Origin of the sequence: Paenibacillus sp. UASWS1643 (genome assembly GCF_008693195.1) — a bacterium.
Classification (GTDB): domain Bacteria; phylum Bacillota; class Bacilli; order Paenibacillales; family Paenibacillaceae; genus Paenibacillus; species Paenibacillus amylolyticus_B.
Genome location: NZ_VXKZ01000115.1, coordinates 948,850 through 973,234, shown reverse-complemented (window position 1 = coordinate 973,234; position 24,385 = coordinate 948,850). Strand labels below are relative to the sequence as shown.

General features: G+C 43.8%; 16 protein-coding genes. 14 read left to right on the top strand and 2 right to left on the bottom strand.

Features of this window, described 5'->3' with window-relative positions:
- Positions 1-63: 63 nt before the first annotated feature.
- The 11 genes from FE296_RS28585 (at position 64) to FE296_RS28535 (ending at position 17,901) form a co-directional block, all read left to right on the top strand.
- Positions 64-1,719, top strand: a complete 1,656-nt coding sequence (locus tag FE296_RS28585) for a type 2 periplasmic-binding domain-containing protein (RefSeq protein ID WP_124114715.1) — start codon at positions 64-66, stop codon at positions 1,717-1,719.
- A 112-nt stretch (positions 1,720-1,831) separates the two neighbouring features.
- Positions 1,832-2,797, top strand: a complete 966-nt coding sequence (locus tag FE296_RS28580) for an ABC transporter permease (RefSeq protein WP_017688458.1) — start codon at positions 1,832-1,834, stop codon at positions 2,795-2,797.
- Between the two features lie 12 nt (positions 2,798-2,809).
- Positions 2,810-3,712, top strand: coding sequence for a carbohydrate ABC transporter permease (locus FE296_RS28575; protein WP_017688457.1), 903 nt, complete (start codon positions 2,810-2,812; stop codon positions 3,710-3,712).
- A 297-nt stretch (positions 3,713-4,009) separates the two neighbouring features.
- Positions 4,010-6,322, top strand: a complete 2,313-nt coding sequence (locus FE296_RS28570; protein WP_150367234.1) for a glycoside hydrolase family 95 protein — start codon at positions 4,010-4,012, stop codon at positions 6,320-6,322.
- Between the two features lie 393 nt (positions 6,323-6,715).
- Positions 6,716-8,302, top strand: coding sequence for a response regulator (locus FE296_RS28565; protein ID WP_190945620.1), 1,587 nt, complete (start codon positions 6,716-6,718; stop codon positions 8,300-8,302).
- The gene (locus FE296_RS28560; RefSeq protein ID WP_150367232.1) at positions 8,284-10,023 is read left to right on the top strand and encodes a sensor histidine kinase; all 1,740 of its coding nucleotides are present in this window, start codon (positions 8,284-8,286) and stop codon (positions 10,021-10,023) included. Before FE296_RS28565 ends, FE296_RS28560 begins: the two co-directional genes overlap by 19 nt.
- A 121-nt stretch (positions 10,024-10,144) precedes the next feature.
- Positions 10,145-11,806, top strand: a complete 1,662-nt coding sequence (locus tag FE296_RS28555) for an ABC transporter substrate-binding protein (RefSeq protein ID WP_150367231.1) — start codon at positions 10,145-10,147, stop codon at positions 11,804-11,806.
- A 42-nt stretch (positions 11,807-11,848) separates the two neighbouring features.
- Positions 11,849-13,525: an ABC transporter substrate-binding protein gene (locus FE296_RS28550; protein ID WP_150367230.1), complete on the top strand. Its 1,677-nt coding sequence runs from the start codon at positions 11,849-11,851 to the stop codon at positions 13,523-13,525.
- Between the two features lie 137 nt (positions 13,526-13,662).
- On the top strand, positions 13,663-14,604 hold the full coding sequence (locus tag FE296_RS28545) for an ABC transporter permease (protein WP_047844314.1): 942 nt from the start codon (positions 13,663-13,665) through the stop codon (positions 14,602-14,604).
- Between the two features lie 15 nt (positions 14,605-14,619).
- Positions 14,620-15,540, top strand: coding sequence for a carbohydrate ABC transporter permease (locus tag FE296_RS28540; RefSeq protein ID WP_124114723.1), 921 nt, complete (start codon positions 14,620-14,622; stop codon positions 15,538-15,540).
- A gap of 99 nt (positions 15,541-15,639) precedes the next feature.
- Positions 15,640-17,901, top strand: coding sequence for a glycoside hydrolase family 3 N-terminal domain-containing protein (locus FE296_RS28535; protein WP_150367229.1), 2,262 nt, complete (start codon positions 15,640-15,642; stop codon positions 17,899-17,901).
- 91 nt (positions 17,902-17,992) lie between these two features.
- Here FE296_RS28535 and FE296_RS28530 read toward each other — a convergent pair whose 3' ends face one another.
- Both FE296_RS28530 and FE296_RS28525 read right to left on the bottom strand, forming a co-directional pair.
- Positions 17,993-18,613 (bottom strand): TetR/AcrR family transcriptional regulator, encoded by a 621-nt coding sequence (locus tag FE296_RS28530; protein ID WP_223869078.1) that lies wholly within the window; start codon positions 18,611-18,613, stop codon positions 17,993-17,995.
- Positions 18,614-18,629: 16 nt separating this feature from the next.
- On the bottom strand, positions 18,630-19,832 hold the full coding sequence (locus FE296_RS28525) for an MFS transporter (RefSeq protein WP_150367227.1): 1,203 nt from the start codon (positions 19,830-19,832) through the stop codon (positions 18,630-18,632).
- A 193-nt stretch (positions 19,833-20,025) separates the two neighbouring features.
- Here FE296_RS28525 and FE296_RS28520 point away from each other — a divergent pair, with 193 nt between their 5' ends.
- The 3 genes from FE296_RS28520 (at position 20,026) to FE296_RS28510 (ending at position 24,267) form a co-directional block, all read left to right on the top strand.
- Positions 20,026-22,005 carry a glycoside hydrolase family 2 protein gene (locus tag FE296_RS28520; RefSeq protein WP_190945618.1) on the top strand — a complete coding sequence of 660 codons (1,980 nt, stop codon included), beginning with the start codon at positions 20,026-20,028 and terminating at the stop codon, positions 22,003-22,005.
- A gap of 20 nt (positions 22,006-22,025) precedes the next feature.
- Positions 22,026-22,445 (top strand): DUF3237 family protein, encoded by a 420-nt coding sequence (locus FE296_RS28515; protein WP_124114728.1) that lies wholly within the window; start codon positions 22,026-22,028, stop codon positions 22,443-22,445.
- Positions 22,446-22,686: 241 nt separating this feature from the next.
- The gene (locus FE296_RS28510) at positions 22,687-24,267 is read left to right on the top strand and encodes a histidine-type phosphatase (RefSeq protein WP_150367225.1); all 1,581 of its coding nucleotides are present in this window, start codon (positions 22,687-22,689) and stop codon (positions 24,265-24,267) included.
- The last annotated feature ends 118 nt before the right edge of the window (positions 24,268-24,385 follow it).

Below are 24,385 nucleotides of genomic sequence, written 5' to 3'. Positions count from 1 at the left end.
AACCGCATACATTTCTTCATACTAAAAACAGTAAGACATACCACTTCCAAGGAGGGCAAGTACATGGGGGGACTTAAGAAAAAGAAGCTTTGGGGTTCCGTATCACTCGTTCTGGCTTTGAGTTTGGCACTGGCAGGATGCAGCGGTGACAATGAGAAAGCGACTACAAAGGATGGAAAAGAGGTACTGAACATCACGGCCTTTATCGGAACGCCAAATCAGGCGCCAGCTAAAGATAACCGAATCTACAAGAAGATCCAGGATGAACTCGGCGTCAATCTTGAGATGGAGTTTCTTGTGGGTGATCTTCAACAGAAGCTCGGCGTTATGATTGCCGGTGGCGATTTCCCTGACTTGATCACAGCAGATACCAAATTGGTATCAGCCGGTGCGGTTATTCCGCTCGAAGATCTCATTGAAGAACATGCACCTAATCTGAAGAAACATTTCGGTAAAGACTGGAACCGGATGAAAGACTCTAGTGATGGACATATTTACTGGTTGCCTAACTATGGAGTGTATACAGGGGAGTTCATTAGTAACTATTATTCTGGTCCTGCATTCTGGATCCAAAAGTCCATACTGAAGGATGCCGGGTACCCGACTCCTAAAACGTTGGATGATTTCACAAAGTTGATCCGTGATTATGCAGCCAAGAATCCAACTATTGATGGTCAACCGACGATTGGTTTCACTACATTGGCTTCAGACTGGCGGACGTTCCCTTTGCTTAACCCACCTGAACATCTTACGGGTCACCCCAATGACGGGGGCGTAGTCGTAGATGATAGTGGAGTCGCAACCGTGTTTGCCGACAAAGATATCTCCAAACGGTATTATAAAGAACTAAACAATCTGTATAATGAGGGATTGCTGGATAAAGAAGCCTTTGTTCAGAACTATGATCAATATTTGGCCAAAATTTCTTCGGGACGTGTGCTTAGTATGTTTGACCAGCACTGGAATTTCCAAGCCGGCGAAGACCCACTCGTAGCACAGGGGAAAATTGGCCAGACATACGTAGGCTTCCCGCTTGTCTATGATACAAGTATCACAGATCATTATCTGGATCGTCCGGTCATTAACTTGAACAATGGTTTTGGTATCAGTAAAGATGCTGAAGACCCTGTCGCACTCATCAAATTCCTCGATAAACTTATGGACGAGAAGTATCAGAAACTCTTGTCATGGGGTGAAGAGGGTGTAGACTATCAAGTGAACGAAGAGGGAAGATTCTATCGTACACCAGAGCAACGGACAGAGCAGGATGATCCGGCATGGAGATTGGTTAACAAAGCAGAAGGTTTTTATGCTGCTGCACCAAAGCTCGAAGGAACATTTGAAGATGGCAATGCAATTGGAGCGATCAACCAACCTGAGGAATTCTATGACAACCTCAAACCGGAAGATAAAGAACTTTTGGATGCATATGGCTTCAAAACGTGGAGTGACTTCTTCTCTCCTGCACCAGAAAACCCAGTGTACTATCCAGCATGGCAGGTCGATCTGAAAGAAGGCTCTGATGCTGCGGTAGCGAACAAACAAATGACAGACACTTCATTGAAATTCTTGCCTAAAGCAATCATGTCAAAACCGAATGAGTTCGATAACATTTGGACTGAATATGTAGACGCTTACAAGAAGATCGATGTTAAATCCTATGAAGATCGAATTAATGACCAACTGAAATGGAGAATCGAGAACTGGTCTGTTAAATAAAAAAATGCGGCAATGATTCTCTCGGAAGGTATCAACCAAAGGATTACTCAGGCGAGTGCCTTCCGAGAATATCATGCTTAAAGTCGCTGCAAGCCAATAGGAGGAGTGAAAGATGGCGAACACGCCTGGAGCCATACCAGAGCAAACCACCCGTACAGTCGTTCCCAAAGCACCACTGTTAAAACGATTGCGCGGACAAAGACAACTCATGTTCATGTCATTGCCCATCGTTGCGTACATTCTCGTATTCTCGTATTATCCCATTTGGGGCTGGGTTATGGCCTTTCAGAATTACAGTCCTGCGAAGAGTTTCACTCAGCAGGAATGGGTCGGGCTCAAACACTTTAAGTTTTTGCTAACAGACGATGCATTTCTTAACGTGCTTCGTAATACCATTGCGATGAGCGTAATCAATATGGTGCTCGGATTTGCGACAGCAATTATATTTGCCATTTTACTTAATGAGATCAAACATAAGTTATATAAACGAACCATTCAAACAATATCGTATTTACCTCACTTTCTCTCATGGATTATTGTGACAGGAATCGTAGCAAGTTCACTATCTGTAGATGGTGGGATTGTGAATGTGGTGCTCATGAAGCTGCATATCATTCAAGAACCTATCATGTGGCTTAGCGTTCCGGAATACTTCTGGGGCATTGTAGGCGCATCCCATGTATGGAAAGAAGTTGGCTGGAATGCCATTATTTATTTGGCGGCCATCACGTCTATCGATCCTTCCCTCTATGAAGCGGCAGAGATTGATGGTGCGAACCGATATAAGAAAATGCTGTATGTGACCTTACCCGGAATCAAATCCATTGTTATCATTTTGCTGATCATGAATATGGGCTGGATTTTGGAAGCTGGATTCGAGGTTCAGTATCTGTTAGGTAATGGTGTGGTTGTCGACTGGTCACAGACGATAGATATATTTGTCCTGAAATATGGACTACAGATCGGGAATTATTCTTTGGCTACTGCGGCAGGTATCTTCAAAACAGTAGTTAGTATCACGCTGATCTTTGCGGCGAATTCAATTTCCAAACGGCTCGGGGAAGACCGATTAATATAAGGGGGACTAGAGATGGGAATCAATAAATCTCGGCTTGAACCGATTGTCTTCCATACGTTAAATGGTATACTGATGATCGCAATCGCGATTGTTACCCTGTATCCGTTTGTGAATACACTCGCCGTATCATTCAATGCCGGTAATGACACCATCCGGGGTGGGATTTATCTGTGGCCTCGGGTATGGACAGATCAAAACTACAGAGCAGTATTTGCAGGAGGGACCATCTTCAGCGCCTTTGGTATATCTGTGGCGAGAACGGTTTTGGGGACAGTTTTAAGTCTATTCTTAACCTCCATGCTGGCTTACACACTAAGCCGAAAAGATTATATATTACGAAAGCCTATTACCATTACAGTTGTTCTTACGATGTATTTTAGTGCAGGTCTTATACCAACTTACTTCCTAATGAAAGATTTGCATTTGTTAAACAACTTCCTGGTGTACATTATTCCTGGGCTGATCAGTGCCTTTAATATGATTGTTATTCGAACCTATATCCAGACACTACCCGAGGGATTGATCGAATCCGCCAAAATTGATGGTGCTGGAGATTTCAGAACATTCATTTCCATTATTCTACCGCTGTGCCAACCGGTTCTCGCTACTGTTGCACTGTTCATTGCAGTCGGTCAATGGAACTCTTGGTTTGATACGTTTCTGTATGCATCTTCCAAACAAAACTTGAGCACGCTGCAATATGAGTTGATGAAACTATTATCATCTTCTATGAATTCCAACAGCAGTGCAGCCGTTGCCAATGGCGCAGATCTTGGCGCTGCACGCAACATGGTCACACCTGTATCAATTCGGGCAGCGATTACGATTGTTGCCGCTTTACCCATCTTAGTCGTATATCCATTTTTGCAGAAGTATTTCGTTCATGGCTTGCAGCTTGGAGGGGTAAAAGAGTAAACTATAGAATTAATGTTGGCTCTATAACTTTGAAAAGTACCAAAATATGCCCAATGAAGAGCCGCTGATACAGCGGCTTTTTTTATTGCCAATCGCTATACTTCCTAGTCCAGAATAAAAAATCGTCAGTTTCGGAATTTACGATTACACCTCTAATGCTGGGATAAGATTGTGATAATTCAAGTTAATTTTGTTCATTTAGATGCTTATGAGATTACAGTACACTGAAAGAACATACAAATGGAACACACTAAACATAAAAAATGTGAGGAATTATAATTCGTTGGAGGTTTTAATGTGAAGACCAAAAATATCTGGTTTAATCAACCTGCTGGAACATGGGAAGAGGCATTGCCTATCGGAAATGGAACTCTTGGAGGCATGATTTTTGGGAAAACACAGATCGAGAGAATTCAGCTTAATGAAGATAGTCTGTGGTATGGTGGACCGATGCAGCGGAATAATCCTCAAGCATTTGAATCTTTATCTCAGATCAGAAGCCTGATTTTTGACGGTAAGATTAGGGAAGCAGAAGAACTCGCAGCAGATACTCTGGTAGGTGTTCCTGACGGGCAAAGGCATTATGAGCCATTAGGGGACTTCTATATCGCTATGGATCACAGTGAACATGAACCAAATGGATATCAAAGACATCTCGATCTGGAACAAGGCAAGGTAAACGTGAATTACACCGTAGATCAATCCATTTACAGCCGAGATTATTTTGCTAGCTACCCGGATCAAGTGCTCGTTGTTCATCTCAAATCTAGCGTGCCTGGAAAGTTATCTTTCTCCACTGTTTTTGGCAGGGGAACCGTTCTGGAATCAACATCCTATTCAGATATTCTTAAGCATCCTGTTGGTTTCCAATCCTATCTGGACCGGATCGAAAGGCGTGGAACGAATAACTTGATCATCCGGGGAAGAAGTGGGGGAGAAGAAGGAATCCGATTTTGTTGTGCGATTCGCCTTATATCTGAAGGAGGGCAGGTTCATTATTCAAGCGGTCAGCTTTCTCTGAAGGATGGTAATTCAGCGACTATTCTAATCACGGCGTGCACGGATTTCCGAGTACCCAAGGAACAACTCGAAGTGGAGTGCCTCCGAAGAATTGAGGCCGCTTCAGCAAAACCATATAGCGAACTGCTCGTTGATCATGTCTCGGACTATCAATCCTTATTCGAAAAGATGGATATACATCTAGAAGATGAAAATAAAGATGTTGTTTATTCCGATCTTTCAATCGATCAGCGCCTTGAGCGGCTTAGAGCTGGTAAGAATGATCCGGAACTCATGAGTCTATACTTTCAATTTGGTCGCTATCTGCTTATCTCAAGCAGTCGTCCAGGTTCTTTACCGGCAAACCTTCAAGGGATATGGAATAAAGACATGCTTCCTGTATGGGATAGCAAATATACGATTAATATTAATACACAGATGAACTACTGGCCTGCAGAAAGCTGCAATCTGTCTGAATGTCACATTCCATTGTTTGATTTTATAGATCGACTGCAAGTCCGGGGAAAGGAAACTGCTAGAACCATGTACGGATGCAAGGGATTCGTTGCTCATCACAATTCGGATATCTGGGCAGATGCTGCACCGCAGGATGTATGCATGACATCGACGTTTTGGACCATGGGAGGAGCATGGCTTTCATTACATCTATGGGACCACTACGAATACAATAAGGATGTTCAATTTCTCAAAAAGGTTTACTCCACGATGAAAGATGCGGCTATGTTTATTCTGGATTATCTAATAGAGGATCCTTCCGGCAATTGGGTGATATGTCCTTCGTCCTCACCGGAAAATCGCTATATATTAGATAATGGAGAGTCGGGGGCTTTATGTTTTGGTGCTTCAATGGACAATCAGATTATTAGAGAACTCTTTACGCGTTGCATTGAAAGTACCCGGATATTGCAAGAAGATCAGGAATTCGGAGAAGTACTCCGTAGTGCTTTAACCAAAATACCGGAGACCTCCATTGGCAAACATGGCCAGATCCAAGAGTGGAGTAAGGAATATGATGAAATGGAGCCTGGCCACAGACATATTTCCCATTTATTCGCTTTACATCCTGGAACGCAAATTACGTTGCAATCAACGCCTGATCTCGCCAAGGCAGCTCGCGTAACACTCGACAGAAGATTGGAACACGGTGGTGGACACACAGGATGGAGCAGGGCGTGGATTCTCAATATGTGGGCACGATTAGAGGAGTCGGAACTTGCACACGATAACATCGTAGAACTTCTACGTTCCTCCACGTTACCCAATCTGTTTTGTGACCATCCTCCATTTCAAATTGATGGGAACTTTGGAGGTACTGCAGGTATAGCAGAGATGCTTCTTCAGAGCCATAACAAAGTAATCAGATTGTTACCTGCCTTGCCGGCAGCGTGGCCAAAAGGATATATTCGTGGTATTCGGGCTCGTGGCGGATTTGAATTAGATCTGGAATGGGAAAATGGTCGTCTGTTGAATACCAGAATTCGTTCTATTGAAGAAACAAGAGTAACCTTGTCCTATCTGGACCAAAAGATAGAATTAACCTTTCCTGGCCCCAATGCAATAATTGAATTAAAAGGATATCATTGGAATTAATAGAATAATCATTAATAAGTTACTGATTTGCATGAGCGAATATCATCCGACAAAATTGCCGGATGAATTCGTTCTTTTTCTTTTGTGAGCTAAGATAAAGCCATTGATTCAAGCTGAATCAATGGCTTTTTGGTGTGAAATCGATATCTTTAATAGTCCTTTCGCGCAATAAATATAACGATCTATGCAATGAAATTACAGATCACAGCCTATAAAATGTAAGCATATTACATATTTGAGTATAAATAATGAAATCGCTTCCAGATAGGAGATGACTAGTTTCCGGCGGTACACTTCTTAACAAGAGCCTGCAGTAGAAAACATTTTAGATACCGCCGATAGGGAGACATGCTACCGGCGGTTTATTTTCGTTGGAGGAAAGGGGACACACGGATGTTAAAAGTATTACTGGTAGATGACGAGATGTATGTACGAAAGGGGCTGTATGAACTCATAAATTGGATGGATCTTAACATGGAAATTATCGGAGAGGCAGAGAACGGTGCAGAGGCATTAAATCTGATAGAATGCCTGCAACCAGAAGTGATTATAACAGATATCCGTATGCCAATCCTTGATGGACTGGAACTGATACGTGCTGTGGAGAAAATGCCACATCTGGAACCTGTGTTCATTATCATCAGTGGTTATCATGACTTCAAATATGCACAGCAGGCAATCAGGTACGGCGTTCATGACTATATCCTGAAGCCTATTGATGATGAAGAACTGACAGCGACGTTGCAGAAGTCGGCGAATCTGATTTGCAATAAAAGAAAACATATTCTTTTGGCTGAGGGGCAGGCGAGTAACATCATGCTGGAGGATGTGATCAAAGGCCATGTACAGAAGGAAGATGAACATCGATATGCCGAGATGCTTGGGATCAATCGTAACTCCAGTCTGCTCATGACTTTGATTGAACTTCAGACCGGATTAGATGAAATTAAAATTACCATTGAACAGCTGCGTGAAGCAGTACATTCTCTGGAGAGTAATTTATGCAAAATGTTCATCAGTGAGCAACAACGCGGCACGTTTGCTTTATTACTGTTGTGGCCTGATCATCATCAAGGGGGCTCGGCGTTACAGGATAAACTGCATAATATTCATATAACACTGAGCAAAGGGTTTAACCTGGATATGGGTCTTTACGCAGGAACACTCGTCAAAGAAATTGGTGATGTCCCACAATCCCTTATGGCGGCTGAAGAAGCAGCCAAGCATAAATATGCTGAAACTGGTGGTGTCGTACGTTATACGGAGATCAAGGACAAATCGCTGTTTGTTTTCAATGTATACCAGGACGAGGTGGATCACTTAATTTTGAGCCTGGAAGAGGGAAATAGGCCTGCTTACCACAAGATTGTAGAAGAGAAATTCAAATTGTTTCATATGAATCGGTTTTCTCCTCAGGCTGTAGCTGGTTCTCTTTTGCATTATATAACGGGTATTCTCGCTGTGGTCCACGAAATGGGTGGTAATGATGAAGGGTTGCAGCAGCTGAAGGAGCTGGCACAACAAAGTCATGAAGGTTGGAATTTACGACTATTGAAGAATGCTTTTCTCACTGCGCTGGAGGAAGCCGAGGATTATGTCTCTCAACTGCGGATGGAGCGATCCAAAGGGGATATCAGCAAGATCAAACGATATATTGATGCAAATTATACCGAGAACATCAATCTCAAAAGCATTGCTGCGCTCTTCTACATGAATCCCGTTTATCTCGGGCGGTTATTCCGCAAAAGTTACAATCAATATTTCAATGACTATCTGCTGAACCTGCGGATTCATGAGGCGAAGAAATTATTGCGCCAGACGGATCTGAGAATGTACGAGGTTGCTGCACGCGTAGGATTTCAGAATGCGGACTATTTTGTAACCCAGTTTGAGAAACTTGTTAAGTTATCGCCTACAGAGTATCGCAATCTCCTTATGGGAAATGAGCAGCGAGGTGCACAATGCCAAGATGGAACCTGAACTACATGAAGCTTAGAGATAAGCTACTGCTTATGTATGTCTTATCTGTGTTTATTCCCATCGTTGTCACCAATGTGGTGTTCTACAATGTCACATCCGCCAATATTCGTAGTCAGAAAACTCGTGATGCCGGCATGGCCTTGAACAATCTGAAGAACGACCTGCGGGTAACCATTGATCAGGGCGTCGGTCTCTCTTATTCGTTATATACGGACCCTGTATTCAACGACACCATCTCCCGTTCATTTCAAAGTCATTTTGAGTACATTGACGCTTATAATTCCTATCTAAAAGGGCAATTCTCCGGTCAAATGAATCAGGGAATTCGCTGGTATCAAGTGTATACCGATAATTCTACCATTTTATCTTCCGGTTATATTGATCGTTTAACTGACGATGTCCGCAACTCGGACTGGTACGTTCAATTTCAGGAATACTCCGCCCCTTATCCGGCGCTGATCTCATCGGATCAGATGTTAAGTCTGGTTCAACGACTCGACAATCTGGACACTGGGGGGAGAGAGCAGTTACTTAAAATTGACCTGAATATGGATATGATCAAGCAGTATTTCCACAACAGCGGATTTGATGGAAAAGTGTATCTTCTTGATCCGGGGGGACACATTCAATTTTCAAATGATCCTACAGCAGAAGAAGCTCAGATAGGGCAACGTTACAGCGAGATCCAGTTTCCGAACAAAATGATTCCCTTTGAACTTACGTATACAGGCATTAACTATCTGGAAGGGTGGTCCCTGCAAGGGGTGATGGATGAAGAAATTGTGTTGAAGGAGGTGCGGAAGTCTCGTTCCTTCGTCGTTTGGCTGGCTTGCATTAATTTTGTCCTGCCTTCTATTATCATCGCGGCTATGTCCAGAACCATCCATGTCAGGCTGGTGCGCATTCTGAAACATATGAAAAAAGTAAAAACACAGAATTTCCAGACGATTCCGCCTGAAGATGCAAGAGATGAAATAGGTCAACTTACGATGGAATTTAATCGAATGACCGAGACGATCCATAACCTGATTCATGAGGTATATCTCGCTGACATCCAAAAGAAAGACCTGGAGTTAAAGCAGCAGCAAGCACAGCTACATGCGCTCCATAGTCAGATCAACCCGCATTTTTTGTTTAATACGCTGGAGTCGGTACGTATGCGGAGCCTCATCAAAGGCGAGAGAGAGACTGCCAAAATCGTGCATAACATGGCCAAGATGTTTCGCAAGTCGATTAGTTGGAATCAGAATGATGTGACAGTGAAGGAAGAACTCGAACTCATCGGGAGTTTTTTGCAAATCCAGAAATATCGCTTTGGCGACAAACTCCAATACAGCATTGAAGCTGATCCTGCGGTACTGATGTACCGAATCCCCAAGATGGTAATTCTCCCCTTTGTGGAAAATGCAAGTATTCATGGTATTGAATCATCTCCGGGCGTAGGCATCATTCAACTCTTCGTTTCAACAGAAAATGACCAGCTCCTTATCCGACTAACGGATAACGGAATAGGGATGTCACAAGCTAGATTGGAAGAATTGCTGAGCTATCTGAATCAGAACACGGATATGGGAGAGCATGTTGGCATGAAAAATGCGTATAGTCGCTTAAAACTTTGTTATAAAAATCACTTTACATTCGACATCCAGACAGGGGAAGGAGAAGGAACACGTATCCAAATTAAGCTTCCACTTGATCCATCAGCCATGCCAGGGAACTAAATATGAGGGATATACTTTTCAAAGTAGGAGGTACACTTTCATGGGTAACTTTGAAAGCGCTATCTTGATATATTGAGAAGGCTTAAAGACACAAACAATACTTTAAGGGGGCATTTGCTACATGTTTAGAAAAAGAAACATTATAACAGGTCTGGCAATTTTACTGGCTGTAACGCTGGGAGGTTGCAATAAAGCCAGTCCGGAAGCCTCTTATCCTGACAGTAATGTCAACACCCCGGTCACCTTTAAATATTTCACGTTTGGCGGTGGCAAGAAGGATATTCTGGCAAGCAGCACGACCATTGGCAAGAAGTTACAGGAACAAACAGGTGTTGACTGGAAGATGGAATATCTGGTCGGCGACGGTGCAACCAAGGCAGGTGTAATGATTGCGAGTGGGGATTACCCCGACATCATCGACTCCAGTGGTGAAATGGCCAAATTGATGGATGCAGGATCTTTTATCCCGCTGGATGAACTGATCGATCAATACGGGCCTAACATCAAGCGGGTATACGGGCCTTATATGGACAAATTCAAACAGGAGGATGGAAAGATATATTTCTTGCCATACACTGCCAACATCGGTTATGTGTCAGAGCCTAATTTTCAGACCGGCTTTTATATTCAGCGTGCTGTGCTTAAAGAGTTTAACTACCCCAAGATCAAAACACTGGACGAATATTTTGACTTGATTGAGCAATACAAGCAAAAGCATCCGCAGATCGATGGAAAAGAAACCATCGGCTTCGCCACACTTGCGGGTGAATCGGGCAGCTTCTTCACCCTGCTAAATCCGGCGATGCATCTGGCAGGTTATCCGAACGATGGCAGTGTGATGGTGGATATGCAGAGCCATGAAGCCAAACTGGTAGCCGGATCTGATTATCAGAAACAATGGATTCAGAAGCTGAGCGAGGTTAACGCACAGGGGATGTTTGATCCCGAATCCTTCACAATGAACCAGGATCAGTATCTCGCCAAGTTGACGTCCGGTCGGGTGCTGGGATATTTCAGTTACTCCTGGCAGGTTGGAGACGCAACGAACAATCTCAAGAAGGCTGGTATTGACGATAAACGTTACGTATCACTACCGATCGTATTTGATGACAGTGTCAAAGACCAGTATGTGGACCCGCCAGGTTTTGTGAACAACTATGGTGTCGGAATTACCGTAAATGCCAAAGATCCTGTGCGAATTATTAAATATTTTGATAATTTGCTCAAGGAAGAAAACCAGATTCTGGTTCAATGGGGTATTGAGGACGAGACGTATAGTGTGAATGATGAGGGTCGCTTTTACTTTGAAAATGATGACCAACGCAAGGCACATGAAGATCCGGAATTAAGTCGTAAATTCGGCTTTGACTATTTTAATTACAGCTGGCCTCGTTACGGCAATAACTCCGTGCTGGAGGATGGCAACGCCTATGGACCAGGCAATCAACCAGAAGTGGCTACCTTTAGCTACACGGATGGAGACAAGCTGTTGTTAGAGAAATATGGTGTGGAGACATTCACAGAACTATTCAGCACACCGGATGAGCGTCCTTGGTCTCCTGCTTGGTCCATTGCATTGGAGCAGGGCTCTCCTGAACAGATTTTCATCACCAAGGCAGAAGATCTCCAGAAGAAATATTTACCCAAAATGATTATGGATTCACCTTCCACTTTCGAGAACACATGGAATGAATATATGAGTCAATTGAATCAACTCGACAAGAAAACATACGAAGCTACGATAACACAGGCAGTTAAGGATCGTGTAGCTGGCAAATGGTGAGTGTAATCCATAAGAGAACACACGGAACGGGGGAATATTCACATGTTAAAACCAAAATTTAGAACAGCAGGTTTAGCTGTATTACTGACAGTTTTGCTGGCTGGGTGCAGTCAGAACAACTCGTCATCATCACCTTCAGCCACAGGTGATGATGAGAACAGTCCAGTCACCTTCTCGTATTACATGTTCTCTCCAGGCAAGAAGGATGCTTTGGCAAGCGAAACAACAATCGGTAAAGCGTTGCAAGAGCAGACAGGTGTGGACTGGAAGATGGAATATCTGGTAGGTGATAGTGCTACAAAAGCCGGTGTCATGATTGCGAGTGGAGACTATCCTGATGTCATTAGCTCCAGTGGTGAGATGTCCAAGTTACTGGATGCCGGTGCCTATATTCCGCTGGATGATCTGATTGAGGAATACGGACCTAATATCAAAAGGGTGTATGGACCATATTTCGATAAAATGAAAAATGCTGAAGACGGAAAAATCTATGCTCTGCCTTATACGGCTAATCAGGGTGAGTATTCAGGTAGTCCAAATGTGGGCGGAGGAGCTTTCTGGATTCAACGATCTGTGCTCAAAGAGTTTGATTATCCCAAGATCACTACACTGGATGAATATTTTGATCTGATTCAGGATTACAAGGAAAAACATCCAACGGTTGATGGTGCAGAGACAATCGGATTTGTGTCACTTGCGGGTGTGGCTAATAACTTCTTCACACTGCAAAATCCAGCGATGCATCTTGCCGGTTATCCGAACGATGGCAGTGTCATGGTAGACATGACTACCCATGAGGCAAAAGTCGTCGCGGGAACAGATGCTCAGAAAAAATGGATTCAAAAGTTAAATGAAATCAATGCTCAAGGCATGCTTGATCCGGAATCCTTTACGATGAACAAAGACCAGTATTTGGCCAAGCTGACTTCGGGTCGTGTGTTAGGATACTTCAATTATGGCTGGCAGGTTGGAGACGCATCGAAAAACCTGCTCTCGGCAGGCATTGATGAGAAGCGCTATGCACCACTTCCGATTGTGTTTGATGAAGGAATTAAGGATCAGTATGTTGATCCTCCCGGCTTTGTCAACAACTATGCAACAGGTATCTCGGTGAATGCCAAAGACCCTGTTCGTATCATCAAATATTTCGATAATTTGCTGAAGGAAGAGAATCAGGTTCTGGTGCAATGGGGAATCAAGGACGAGACGTACAGTGTGGATGATAAGGGCAGATTTTATTTTGCAAATGAGGATCAACGCAAAGCCCATGATGATCTGGAGCTGAGCCGTAAATTCGGGTTCACCTACTTCGGATCAGACTGGCCGCGATATGGCGGTGAATCTACACTTACCGATGGTAACGCTTATAGCCCTGGCAACCAGCCAGAAGTAGCCGCTGCATCTTACACCGAGGGAGACAAGAAGTTCCTTGAAGCCTACGGTATCCAAACTTTCAGTGAATTATTTAATAAACCGGAAGAGCGGCCATGGTTTCCCGCATGGTCCATCGCCCTTGAGCAAGGATCACCTGAACAGATCTTCACCACCAAATCGGATGATCTGCAACGTAAATACTTACCGGAAATGATTTTGGGAGCACCATCGAATTTTGATAAGTTATGGGATGCCTACATTGCTGAATTGAACAAATTGGACAAAGCTGGTTATGAAGCGACGATTACCAAAGTTGTGAAGGATCGTGTCGCAGGAAAATGGTGATACAAACACTTTAAAACAAACTGTTACATGCGCAGGAGAAGACGAAAGAGCATAAACTCCGGTTTCTCCTTGCATGAATAACAGCACAGGAAAGGAGCAGGCTCACTGTGGAGAAACCTAATGTCTCCCTTAACTCGATGCCTCCAGCCTCGAGTCCGAAGGGAACCAGAGCACACTCGTTCTTTAAGCGACTTGTGCAGCAACGAACACTTGCCTGGATGTGTATTCCTTTTGTCATCTGGGCTTTTATCTTCAAGTACCTGCCGTTATGGGGATGGACCATGGCTTTTCAGAATTTCAAACCGGCGAGGTCCTTCTCGGATCAGCAGTGGGTAGGCTGGCAGCATTTTAGTACGTTATTTGAAGACAATACCTTCTACCGGGTGCTGCGCAATACGCTTGTCATGAGTTCCATTAAACTGGTGTTGGGATTTGTGACAGCAATTACACTGGCCCTTTTGTTGAATGAGCTGAAGAATGTCATATTTAAACGTTTTGTGCAAACCGTCAGTTATCTGCCTCACTTTATCTCGTGGGTTGTTGCTTCCAGCATTGTATTAACAGTCCTGTCACCAGACGGAATTATCAATCTGCTGCTGATGAAGCTTCACCTGATTGACAGTCCGGTACTCTGGATGGGGAAAGGAGAATACTTCTGGGGTATTCTGGGGGCAACTGAGGTCTGGAAAGATGTCGGTTGGAACACCATTATCTATCTGGCAGCGATTACGGCAATTGATCCGGCGCAATATGAGGCTGCCGAGATTGATGGAGCCAGTCGCTTCAAACGGATGTTATATATCACCCTGCCTGGCTTGAAACCGGTTATTGTGATTTTGTTGATCATGAACATGGGGAGTATTTTAGAATCCGGATTCGAACCACAATATCTGCTGGGTAACGGGATGAATATGGACTATTCAGAGAATCTGGACATCTTTGTACTGAAATATGGATTAGGGATGGGGAACTTTTCCTTAGGTACAGCAGCCGGCATATTCAAAACGGTGGTCAGCTTCATCTTCCTTTTCTCAGCGAACTATATAGCGAAAAAAATGGGAGAGAGCAGACTATTCTAAAAGGAGGCCTATGCCATGCGAAAAGGAAACACATCCCGCTTGCGGAATAACAGCACCGGGGATCGAGCGTTTGACACCATTAACATCATCTTCATGGTATGTCTGATGATTGTGACGATCTATCCCTTTGTTAATATGATTGCCGTATCTTTCAATAATGCAAATGATGCCATTCGGGGTGGAATATATCTATGGCCTCGTGTATGGACACTGGACAACTACAAATACATTTTTGGCGAATCCGATATTTATCACGCAACTCTGATCTCTGCGCTGCGTACGGTCATTGGAACCGTGGTGTCCGTCTTCTGTACAGCCATGCTCGCATATACGGTTAGTCGTCAGGAATTTGTGCTTCGCAAGTTTGTTACGATGTTTTTTGTATTCACCATGTACTTTAGCGGGGGGTTGATCCCCGGTTATCTGCTGATTCGAGATCTTGGATTGATCGGTTCCTTCTGGGTATATATCATTCCGGGTGTAATCGGTGTCTTTAATATGATTGTCATCCGTTCATTTATTGAAGGTCTTCCTGAAGGCATTCTGGAATCAGCCCGTATTGACGGGGCTGGGGAGTTCACGACATTTATCCGCGTTGTCCTGCCGCTAACGATTCCCGCAATGGCAACCGTATCACTCTTTGTAGCTGTGGGACAATGGAATTCCTGGTTCGATGTATTCCTTTACAACTCTTCCAATAAAGAATTAAGCACATTGCAATATGAGTTGATGAAGATTCTGCAAACTTCGACGACCTCAGCGACTTCATCAGCAAGTGATGCTTATCAGTCGGCTGAGAGCAATGCAACGGCGGTCACACCAACCTCGATTCGAGCGACCATGACCATTATTGCAAGTGTTCCTATTCTGATGGTGTATCCGTTCTTACAGAAATACTTTGTACAGGGCATGACAATTGGTGGAGTGAAGGGGTAGTCATGACCTGCATATAACTTCATTTAATTTATGAAAACGCAACAAACTATACCGTATTAGCGTCTATTCATCCATAGAATAACAACAGGAGTGAAACAAATGCATGTAAAATGGATGACGATGATTGGTGCTGTTGTCGGCTCTATGCTTATAGGGGTGGGAACGGCAGCTGCGGAAGAAACGTTTGTTGATCTAAAGTATTCAAAGTGGGCAGAGGATGGCATCACGTATATGGCGAAACGGGGAACAGTGGCCGGATATGGCAATGGGATCTTTAAGCCAGAGGCACTTGTGACAAGGGCACAAGCTGTCACTTTTATGGTGCGGGAGCTGTATCCAGATCAGCTTCAAAGAGCAGTGGAAGGCACAACTTATTCCGATGTTCCAACTACACACCCTTTCCATCGGGAAATCATGATAGCTGCTAAAAATGGACTTGCGAGTGGTTTTCCTAACGGAACCTTCCGTCCGGACGCACCGCTTAGCCGCGCAGAGACTGCTGCCTTCCTTACACGGGCATATTCACTCGCGGAAGGTAAGAGCCCCGCAGAATGGACAGATACGGACAGTCATTGGGCGGCAGCACCCATTCTTATTATGAGTTCAAACGGCTTGGTCGGCGGTTATTCAGATGCCACCTTCCGTCCGAATCAAGCTGTCACGCGCGCTGAATATGCCGTATTTATGGCGAGAGTGATTCGCTTCGAACGCGAAGCAGCCATTCTGGCGCAAGATTGGGATAAGCTGATATCCTATATGACGGTAAGCGAGCAAGTTGGTCAGATGCTTATGCCCGACATTAGGCAATGGAATGGTAAAGCGACAACGACCGTTAATGAGGGGCTGAAACGCACTATCCATGATCTGGACTTGGGCGGACTTATTCTTTTTGACAAAAATATTGTAGACGTGGCGCAGCTTACAACGTTCACACATGATATACAAAGAGAAGCAGGTGACATTCCTCTATTTCTTAGCATCGACCAAGAAGGAGGCGTTATTAAGCGAATACCAGGAGGCACGAACCTTCCCGGTCAGATGGCGCTTGGCGCAACTGGAGATGCAACGCTAGCCGAAGCAGCCGGACAGCTGACAGGGGAGGAGCTGAAGGCACTGGGATTGCAGATCAATTTTGCGCCAGTGCTGGACATCAACAGCAATCCAGATAACCCCATCATCGGTATAAGGTCGTTTGGCTCGGATGCGGATTTGGTGACACGGCTTGGTCTGGCAACGATAAAAGGGCTACAGCAATCAGGGGTGATGGCGGCAGTTAAGCATTTTCCAGGACATGGAGATACAACGGTAGATTCCCATCTTGGTATGCCTGTGCTTGCCCATAACCGAGAACGGCTTGATGCGGTAGAATTAAAACCGTTTCGGGCTGCAATTAAAAATGGTGTAGAGATGATTATGACCGCGCATATTGCTTTTCCTGCTATAGACAACGAACATGTCACTTCGCTCAAAGACGGTGAACGTGTGCCGATTCCTGCCACCTTATCGAAAAAGGTACTGACAGGACTTCTTCGCGGAGAGCTTGGATATGAAGGTCTCATCGTGTCGGATGCCTTTACCATGAATGCAATTGCGGAGCATTTTGGGGAGAATCAATCGGTAGAACGTGCCGTTTCCGCAGGTGTTGATATCATCCTTATGCCAAAAGATTCAGCAGCGGCCCAACAAACGCTGGTGAACGCGGTGAACAATGGAACGATCAAGGATGAAACCATACATGCATCTGTGAAACGAATCTTGGAGATGAAAGCGAAATATGGTTTATTTGAACGCAGTCAAACTCTTGCGCAAAAGCTAACTCAGCTTAACGGTATCATCGGATCGAAGGCGCACCGAGTAGTGGAGCAGACAATCGCAGAGCGAGCGGTCACTGTACTCAGCAGTCGCGAAGGTGTGCTTCCTGATCCAATTAAGCAAGGCGACCGGGTTGTTATTGTCGCAGCCGAGCTGGAACAGGCGAAACAGCTTGAGAAACAATTGTTGCAAGCCGCTAATAACCTGTCGTTAAAAACTGAAATATCACTTGTTGGTCAAGGCAAAATGAATGAAACGCTCCAGGCGATTGGCAAAGCCAATTATGTCATTCTTGCTTCTTACCAATTCCGTAATGTGGCCAGCCAGTTCGGTTGGAGTGAGTATCAAACCTTGATTAATGCGATGAACAAGAGTAATCAGCGATACACGCTGTTTTCACTCGGTAACCCTTACGAAACGATCTATTTGCAAAACGTGCGCTCAGGAGTTGCTGTGTATGGAAAGCAGGAGCCAAATACATCTGCCGGGATCAAAGTATTGCTTGGTCAACTAAAAGCTGGAGGACAGTTGCCCGTGCTAACGGATTAACGCTTTATTAATGAAGAAAAAAACGGTTTCCAATATACGGAAACCGTTTTTTATTTCAAACTTTTGTTTTATCGATCCATCTACCATGCCATCATTCGGATATTTCCTCGCTACAAACAAAATGAAGCAGCATCTTCACAAATTGCTCCGTCATTCGCATATCCAATGAATGATCATGAGCAGCACGAATAGTTACCATGCGCTGGAGCATGCCCATCATCGTTGTGAAGATAAACTGAGCCAGATCGAGCGGAGGGGACGGATTCTTAATACTACCGTCAACAACGCCTTGGGATAAAGCACCCATCAGGAAATGTTTTTCTTTTCCGTTCTGGTTGAACTTATCATACTCTTCTCTTAATTCAGCTATAAAGTCATACATCTCATAGTTGATATCAAACAATTGAATAAACCTGATGTAGTCTGGATGAACCTGGGCATAAACAACCCATGCATTCAACATGACCTTGAGTTGTTCTCGTCCATTCAAGTCCTTCGTTGATGCACGGCTAACCTCATCCGTTAAATGTTCGATCAGTTGCATCTGAATGGCTAGAAGAAGCTCATCCATAGACTGAAAATGTTTATAAAAGGTCACTCTACTCAGTTCAGCTTTTGTACAAACATCCTTAATTTTCACCTGGAGCAATCCATATTTCAAAAAAAGCTCCTTACCTGCTGTAATCAAATCATCACGATGTTTATTTCCCAATTGTTGATGCCAGTTTTCATTCACTTGTATACAATTGTCCTTTCTTCGAACGAAATGCGTTCAAGGTCAGTCCGAGTGAAGCGAGCAGCATAATTGCACCAAAAATATACGGGAAGTTTATGTTTTTGTCAAACAACAGTCCTGCGATCAGCGGCCCAATCACCGTTCCGAGACTGGAAAATGTCGTATTCAGACCGGATGCATAACCTTGCCGATCTCCTGCATTCTTGGATATTAACGTGCTGACCGAAGGTCGCAAAAACGAATTGAATGCAAAGAATAACGCAGAAGCGAACAACAGAAACACAAGGTTGACCTTAATTAACATTAACAATAAAGCTATGGGTGTGATTATTAAAGATAGACGGATCAACTTAACTTCACCGATTCTCTGTACGAACCAATCCAAAAGCCAGATCTGCACAACAATACCGATAATCGCGCCCAAGGTAATAATGATGGAGATTGTTGCAGCGTCGAATCCGTATTTTTGCTCTGCAAAAAGAGCGAATACGGTCTCATAACTCATGAGACCAAAGGTCATGACAAGCAGCACAATCAAGTATTTGAAATAGGGGACTTTAAATGAACTCCAGATTTTCTTGCCCAAGTGATCTCCGTTTTGAAGACGGATGGAGACCGTTCTTTTCTCGGGGGGAAGTGTCTCAGGCAATAGCAGCGTCATTAGGGCAGCAATCATTCCCAGACCCGCTGCGAAGAAATAGGGCATGCGAATGCCCATCTCGGCGATGATACCGCCCAGACCAGGTCCCAGAACCATCCCCAAGTTCATAGCTGCGCCGAAATAGCCCATGCCTTTTGCACGTGTCTCTGGTGTTGTAATATCAGCGACATATGCGAGGTTGGCAGGAACCATTAAACCAAGACTGATTCCACCGATAAACCGTGCGACATAGAGGAACGGCAATGACGTTGACAGCGCAAATATGATATCTGAAACAACAGACAGAAACATACCTGCAATGATCAACTTTTTGCGTCCAAATCGATCAGACAGTTGTCCCCCAAGAGGTGAAAAGAAGAATTGAGCAGCACCGAAGGCCGCAACTAAAAATCCTGCTACTGTGCCTCCCGCATGAAAAAGCTTCAAATACTCCGGCAATATGGGGATGAGCATCCCTTGCCCCAATAAAGCGATAAACAGATTTAACATCAGAATGAACAGTGGAAAGCGAACTGCTTTTGGTAATGTACTCATGTACGTCATTAACTCCTTAGTTTACAACTTGTTAACCTTTACATTGTGTAAACCATTTTAAATGATTTGAAGGAAATATGTAAATCTTTTTTTGTCACCAGATTGTCCATGACATTCAGCGGATGTTGAATGGCCGTACAGAGAAGTCTTCTATATCATATTTAAAAAAAGCATGAGAAAGAGAGGAATCAGAATGAGTGCTAGAACAGTAGTTTCATTGGAAGAATCATGGTTGTTTCAGGCAGATACCGAGAATCAGGGCATGGAACTACAATGGTATGAACAAGGTCCTCCCTCGGGCGAAATGGTTAAGATTCCCCACACGTGGAACGTGCAAAACGGGTTGGAGGATTTCCGTGGAACGGGATGGTACAGTCATGATTTTTATACTCCTTTGGAATGGAAAGGGAAATTACTGCGTTTACAGTTTGATGCAGTTTATCGAGATGCAGTGGTTTGGGTAAACGGAAAACGTGTAGGAGAACATACTCAATCAGGTTACACTCCATTTATTATAGAGATCTCCGACACAGTCACCTTTGATGCAATCAACCGAATTGTGGTATCAGTGAATAATGAAAATAGCCAGACGGCTCTTCCCATGGGCAATTGCTTTGATTGGGCAGACGACGGCGGAATCATTCGCGGCGTATCGCTGCTGGTTAGCGGTCGCACGGCAATTGACTATTCCAAACTTCAAGCTGTCCCTTATTTCACAGACGATATGGTTGGAACTCGAGCTCCATACGGCATATTATCTGGTGAGATTTGTTTGTGGGAGCAAGCACGAGAGTCTGAGTGTAAATCTATAAAACTGAAAGTGATGATTTCGTCTGAAAAAGATTTTTTGACTTCGAATGAATGGGAAATGTCTGGCGACGAAGGTGTTCTAAGCTTTCAAGACATCAAGGTGGAACACCTTAAGTTGTGGCATTTTGATCATCCCCATCTATATAATGTAACCATTGCTTTATACTCGGATGGTGTCCTTACAGATGAGGTATGCACAGCAGTAGGATTTAGAGAGATTCGCACAGAAGGTAATACATTGTTACTTAACCGTGAGCCGGTACGTCTTATGGGGGTTGAATGGATGCCCGGATCGAATCCTATGAGCGGTATGGCAGAATCGGTAGCACAGTTGAAAGAGATGCTTCATCATATGAAACACGCGAATTGTGTTATTACCCGCTTTCATTGGCAGCAGGATAGCAAGCTGCTGGAGTGGTGTGATCGTAACGGTTTACTGGTACAGGAGGAGATTCCACATTGGCAGACCCCACAAGATCCTGATGATGAATGGTTGAACATTTCAATGCAGCATGCCCAAGAAATGATCCACCGTCACTACAATCATCCTTGTATCTATGCATGGGGTATTGGCAACGAGGTGAACGGACAATCCACTGTTACGGTTCGGTATTTTGAGGAACTCAAATCTCTGGTACACGGACTGGATGACACGAGATTCATTAACTATGTGTCTAACACAGTGCATGAGAATCCCGCCCAAGATGCCACGGGTGTAGGTGACATGGTCATGTGGAACGATTATATTGGGACATGGCACGGGGAGTTGGACAGGCCGCAGGTTATTCAAAATATGACTAGGGGTTTACCAAATAAACCTCTCGTGGTAGCTGAATATGGACTATGTGAGCCTGCTTTTGAGGGCGGGGATGAACGTCGTACACAAATCTTGGTGGAAAACACAAGGGAATACCGGAAGCATCCTGCCATTGCAGCGCTCATATACTTCAGCCTAAACGATTATCGAACGCAAATGGGGGAAGAAGGCGAGGGAAGGCTTCGCCAACGGGTTCATGGTTCCATTAGTTTAGATGGCACGCCAAAGCCTTCTTACGAAGCTTTACGCCAACTAGCTTCACCAATTAACCTTAATGTGGAGTTGGAAAAGGAGAAGGCCCAAGTCGTAGTTATCGTGGAGAACCGGAATGACATTCCATGTTATCGGATATCTGGGTATATACTTAAACTGGTTGATCAACTCGGTGATTGTATTACTGAACACATCCCGGATTTATCACCTGGGGAGAAGCATGTATTTTACTTTACCGACATTCCTGAGAATCGATGGAACGAACTTGTTTTAGATATCATCAGACCCACCGGATTTTCGGTGAGTAGCGATTCGCTGATGTCATACACGTAAATAACTGGAGGTGGGAACACGTGAATGTAGAAGAATTATTTACGGTGCATGTGAACATTGAGAAATCATTTGATTTGCAGAATAGTGAAGATGATTCGGTTGTTATGATTACTTTTACAGGCAGCGTAACCGGAAAGTACTTTGAGGGAATTGTGCTAGGTGGAGGAGTGGATACGCAGATCATCGGGAAGAATGGTGACCCGCATACGCTATCGGCAAGATACATGCTCCAAGGGACCGATAACACAGGTCATTCCTGCAAAATTTATATCGAAAATAACGGAAATATTGATAAAACGCTGAAAACTGCTTTATTTCGTACTTCCCCCAAAATGATTACAGACAGCAAAGCCTTATCCTTCTTGAACCGTGAGACACTTGTTGGAGAAGGTCATCCGACGGAGTCAGGGATAGACATAAAAATATACAGGGCGCCATGATAATGCGAGACATGTGATAACTATTTTGTTCATGTGTCTCGGAGCAAGATAGCCTGTTATGCTGATTCAGAGTCGCTAAATAAGCGGCTCTTTTTGTCGTATGAGATTTTACGTCAATATTTATATGTATTCTTTTACAATTAATTAACATAGGATGGATACGGCGCAGACACTTCTCCCCTATAGTATGATGAGCGAAAATAAACCAATATCAGGCGGAATAAGGAGAAAACTATTCATTATGATGATCAAAAAAATCGGGATTTCAGTAGCATCACTCGCCATCTTAACGTCTGTAAGTGTGTTTGACGTATATGGCGCAGGCTCCAAACGCATGATCGAAGTGTCCGAACAATCAGCTAATGTGGTTGTGAACGGACAAAGGGTGGAAGGCGAATCATTTCTCTACAATGGGGTCACTTATGTACCTGCAAGAGCGATTGGTGAAGCCTTGGGGCAAGAGGTAGACTGGGATAAAAACACCCAATCGGTGTTTTTTGGACAAAAAATGAACGATGAGCAGGGATACCGCGGTACCAAAACACCATATCCCTTTAAGGAAACAAGTTATACAAAAGCTCCTATTGGATATGAACCCATATTTATTAACTACATAGGGAGACATGGTTCCAGGCATCTATCCAGTTCCAAGTACGACAAGACGTTATTTGAACTGCTCGACATCGCTGAAAAGGACGGGCAGATCACTAATCTGGGCAAAGAGCTGAAGAAGGAAATTGGCAATCTGATGAAGGTTGAAAAAGATCATTATGGATTGTTATCCACTACGGGTGGAGAAGAACTGAAAGGAATAGGGGCCAGAGTTGGGCAGAATTTCAAAGAACTATTTACATCGGATAAAAAAGTGATTGCACAAGCAACCTTCAAAGATCGAACGCCGCAGAGCAGAGATCAGTTTATTGACGGATTAGAGGAAAGCTTGGGAGATAACAAGGTGGACATTCTGGCTTCAGCCTTTGAAGAAGGGAAAGATCCCTATCTACGGCCCTACGACCTAGCGACAAAGTATAATGAGTACGTTGAAGATGGAGAATGGGTTAAGTTATACGAGGATTATGTCACTCAGAGCACTGGAACGCGTTATGCAAAAGAGGTCCTTTTGCAATTTTTCTCTAAAGACTTTTATCAGAGATTGAATTCTGGAGAGTTTGAATTGAAGGATGAGAAAGGAAAAGTGAAGCTCAGCAACCCAACCGAGGCTGCTTCTAATTTATACGAACTGTACATCATTTCTTCGAATATTAAAGGAGAAGGTGACTTCGAATTCGGGCGGTATTTCACGGCTAATCAGTTGAAATGGTACGAGAGTATTGACAATATCAATGATTTCTATGAAAAAGGTCCATCTTTAACGTCAACGGATCTGCCGCAGAATATCATTGCACCTCTGGTCAAAGAGTTGATCGTGTCTACCGAACAGTCCATTCAGCAGAAAGACACGGCTGGTATATTTCGTTTTGCTCACGCAGAAACCATCATTCCACTATCTTCATTCCTGGATATCGCTGGAGCTAATGTGAGTATCGACCGACCGCAAGATGTGACCCAAAACTGGAATGGCTCGGTTATCTCACCGATGGGAGCAAATATCCAATGGATTCTGTATTCCAATGGTAAGGATGTTCTCGTGAAAATGCTTAGAAATGAAGAAGAGATCGCGTTCCCGATTGAAACAAAGACCTATCCGTACTATAAATGGGAAGATGTGAAAACATATTACCAAAACAAACTGCAGAAGGTAGGCGTAGAGCTGGATAGCAGTTTGGAAGATAATATCGAGATTTTGCAGAAGAAATTCTAATCGATTGAACGATATGCATTTTATATGAAATAAAGACGAAGATGAAGAAAGCAACTCCTTTTCATGGGGCTACTTTCTTTTTTTGCATTTTGAATGAAATGGACCAGTAAAAAAATCC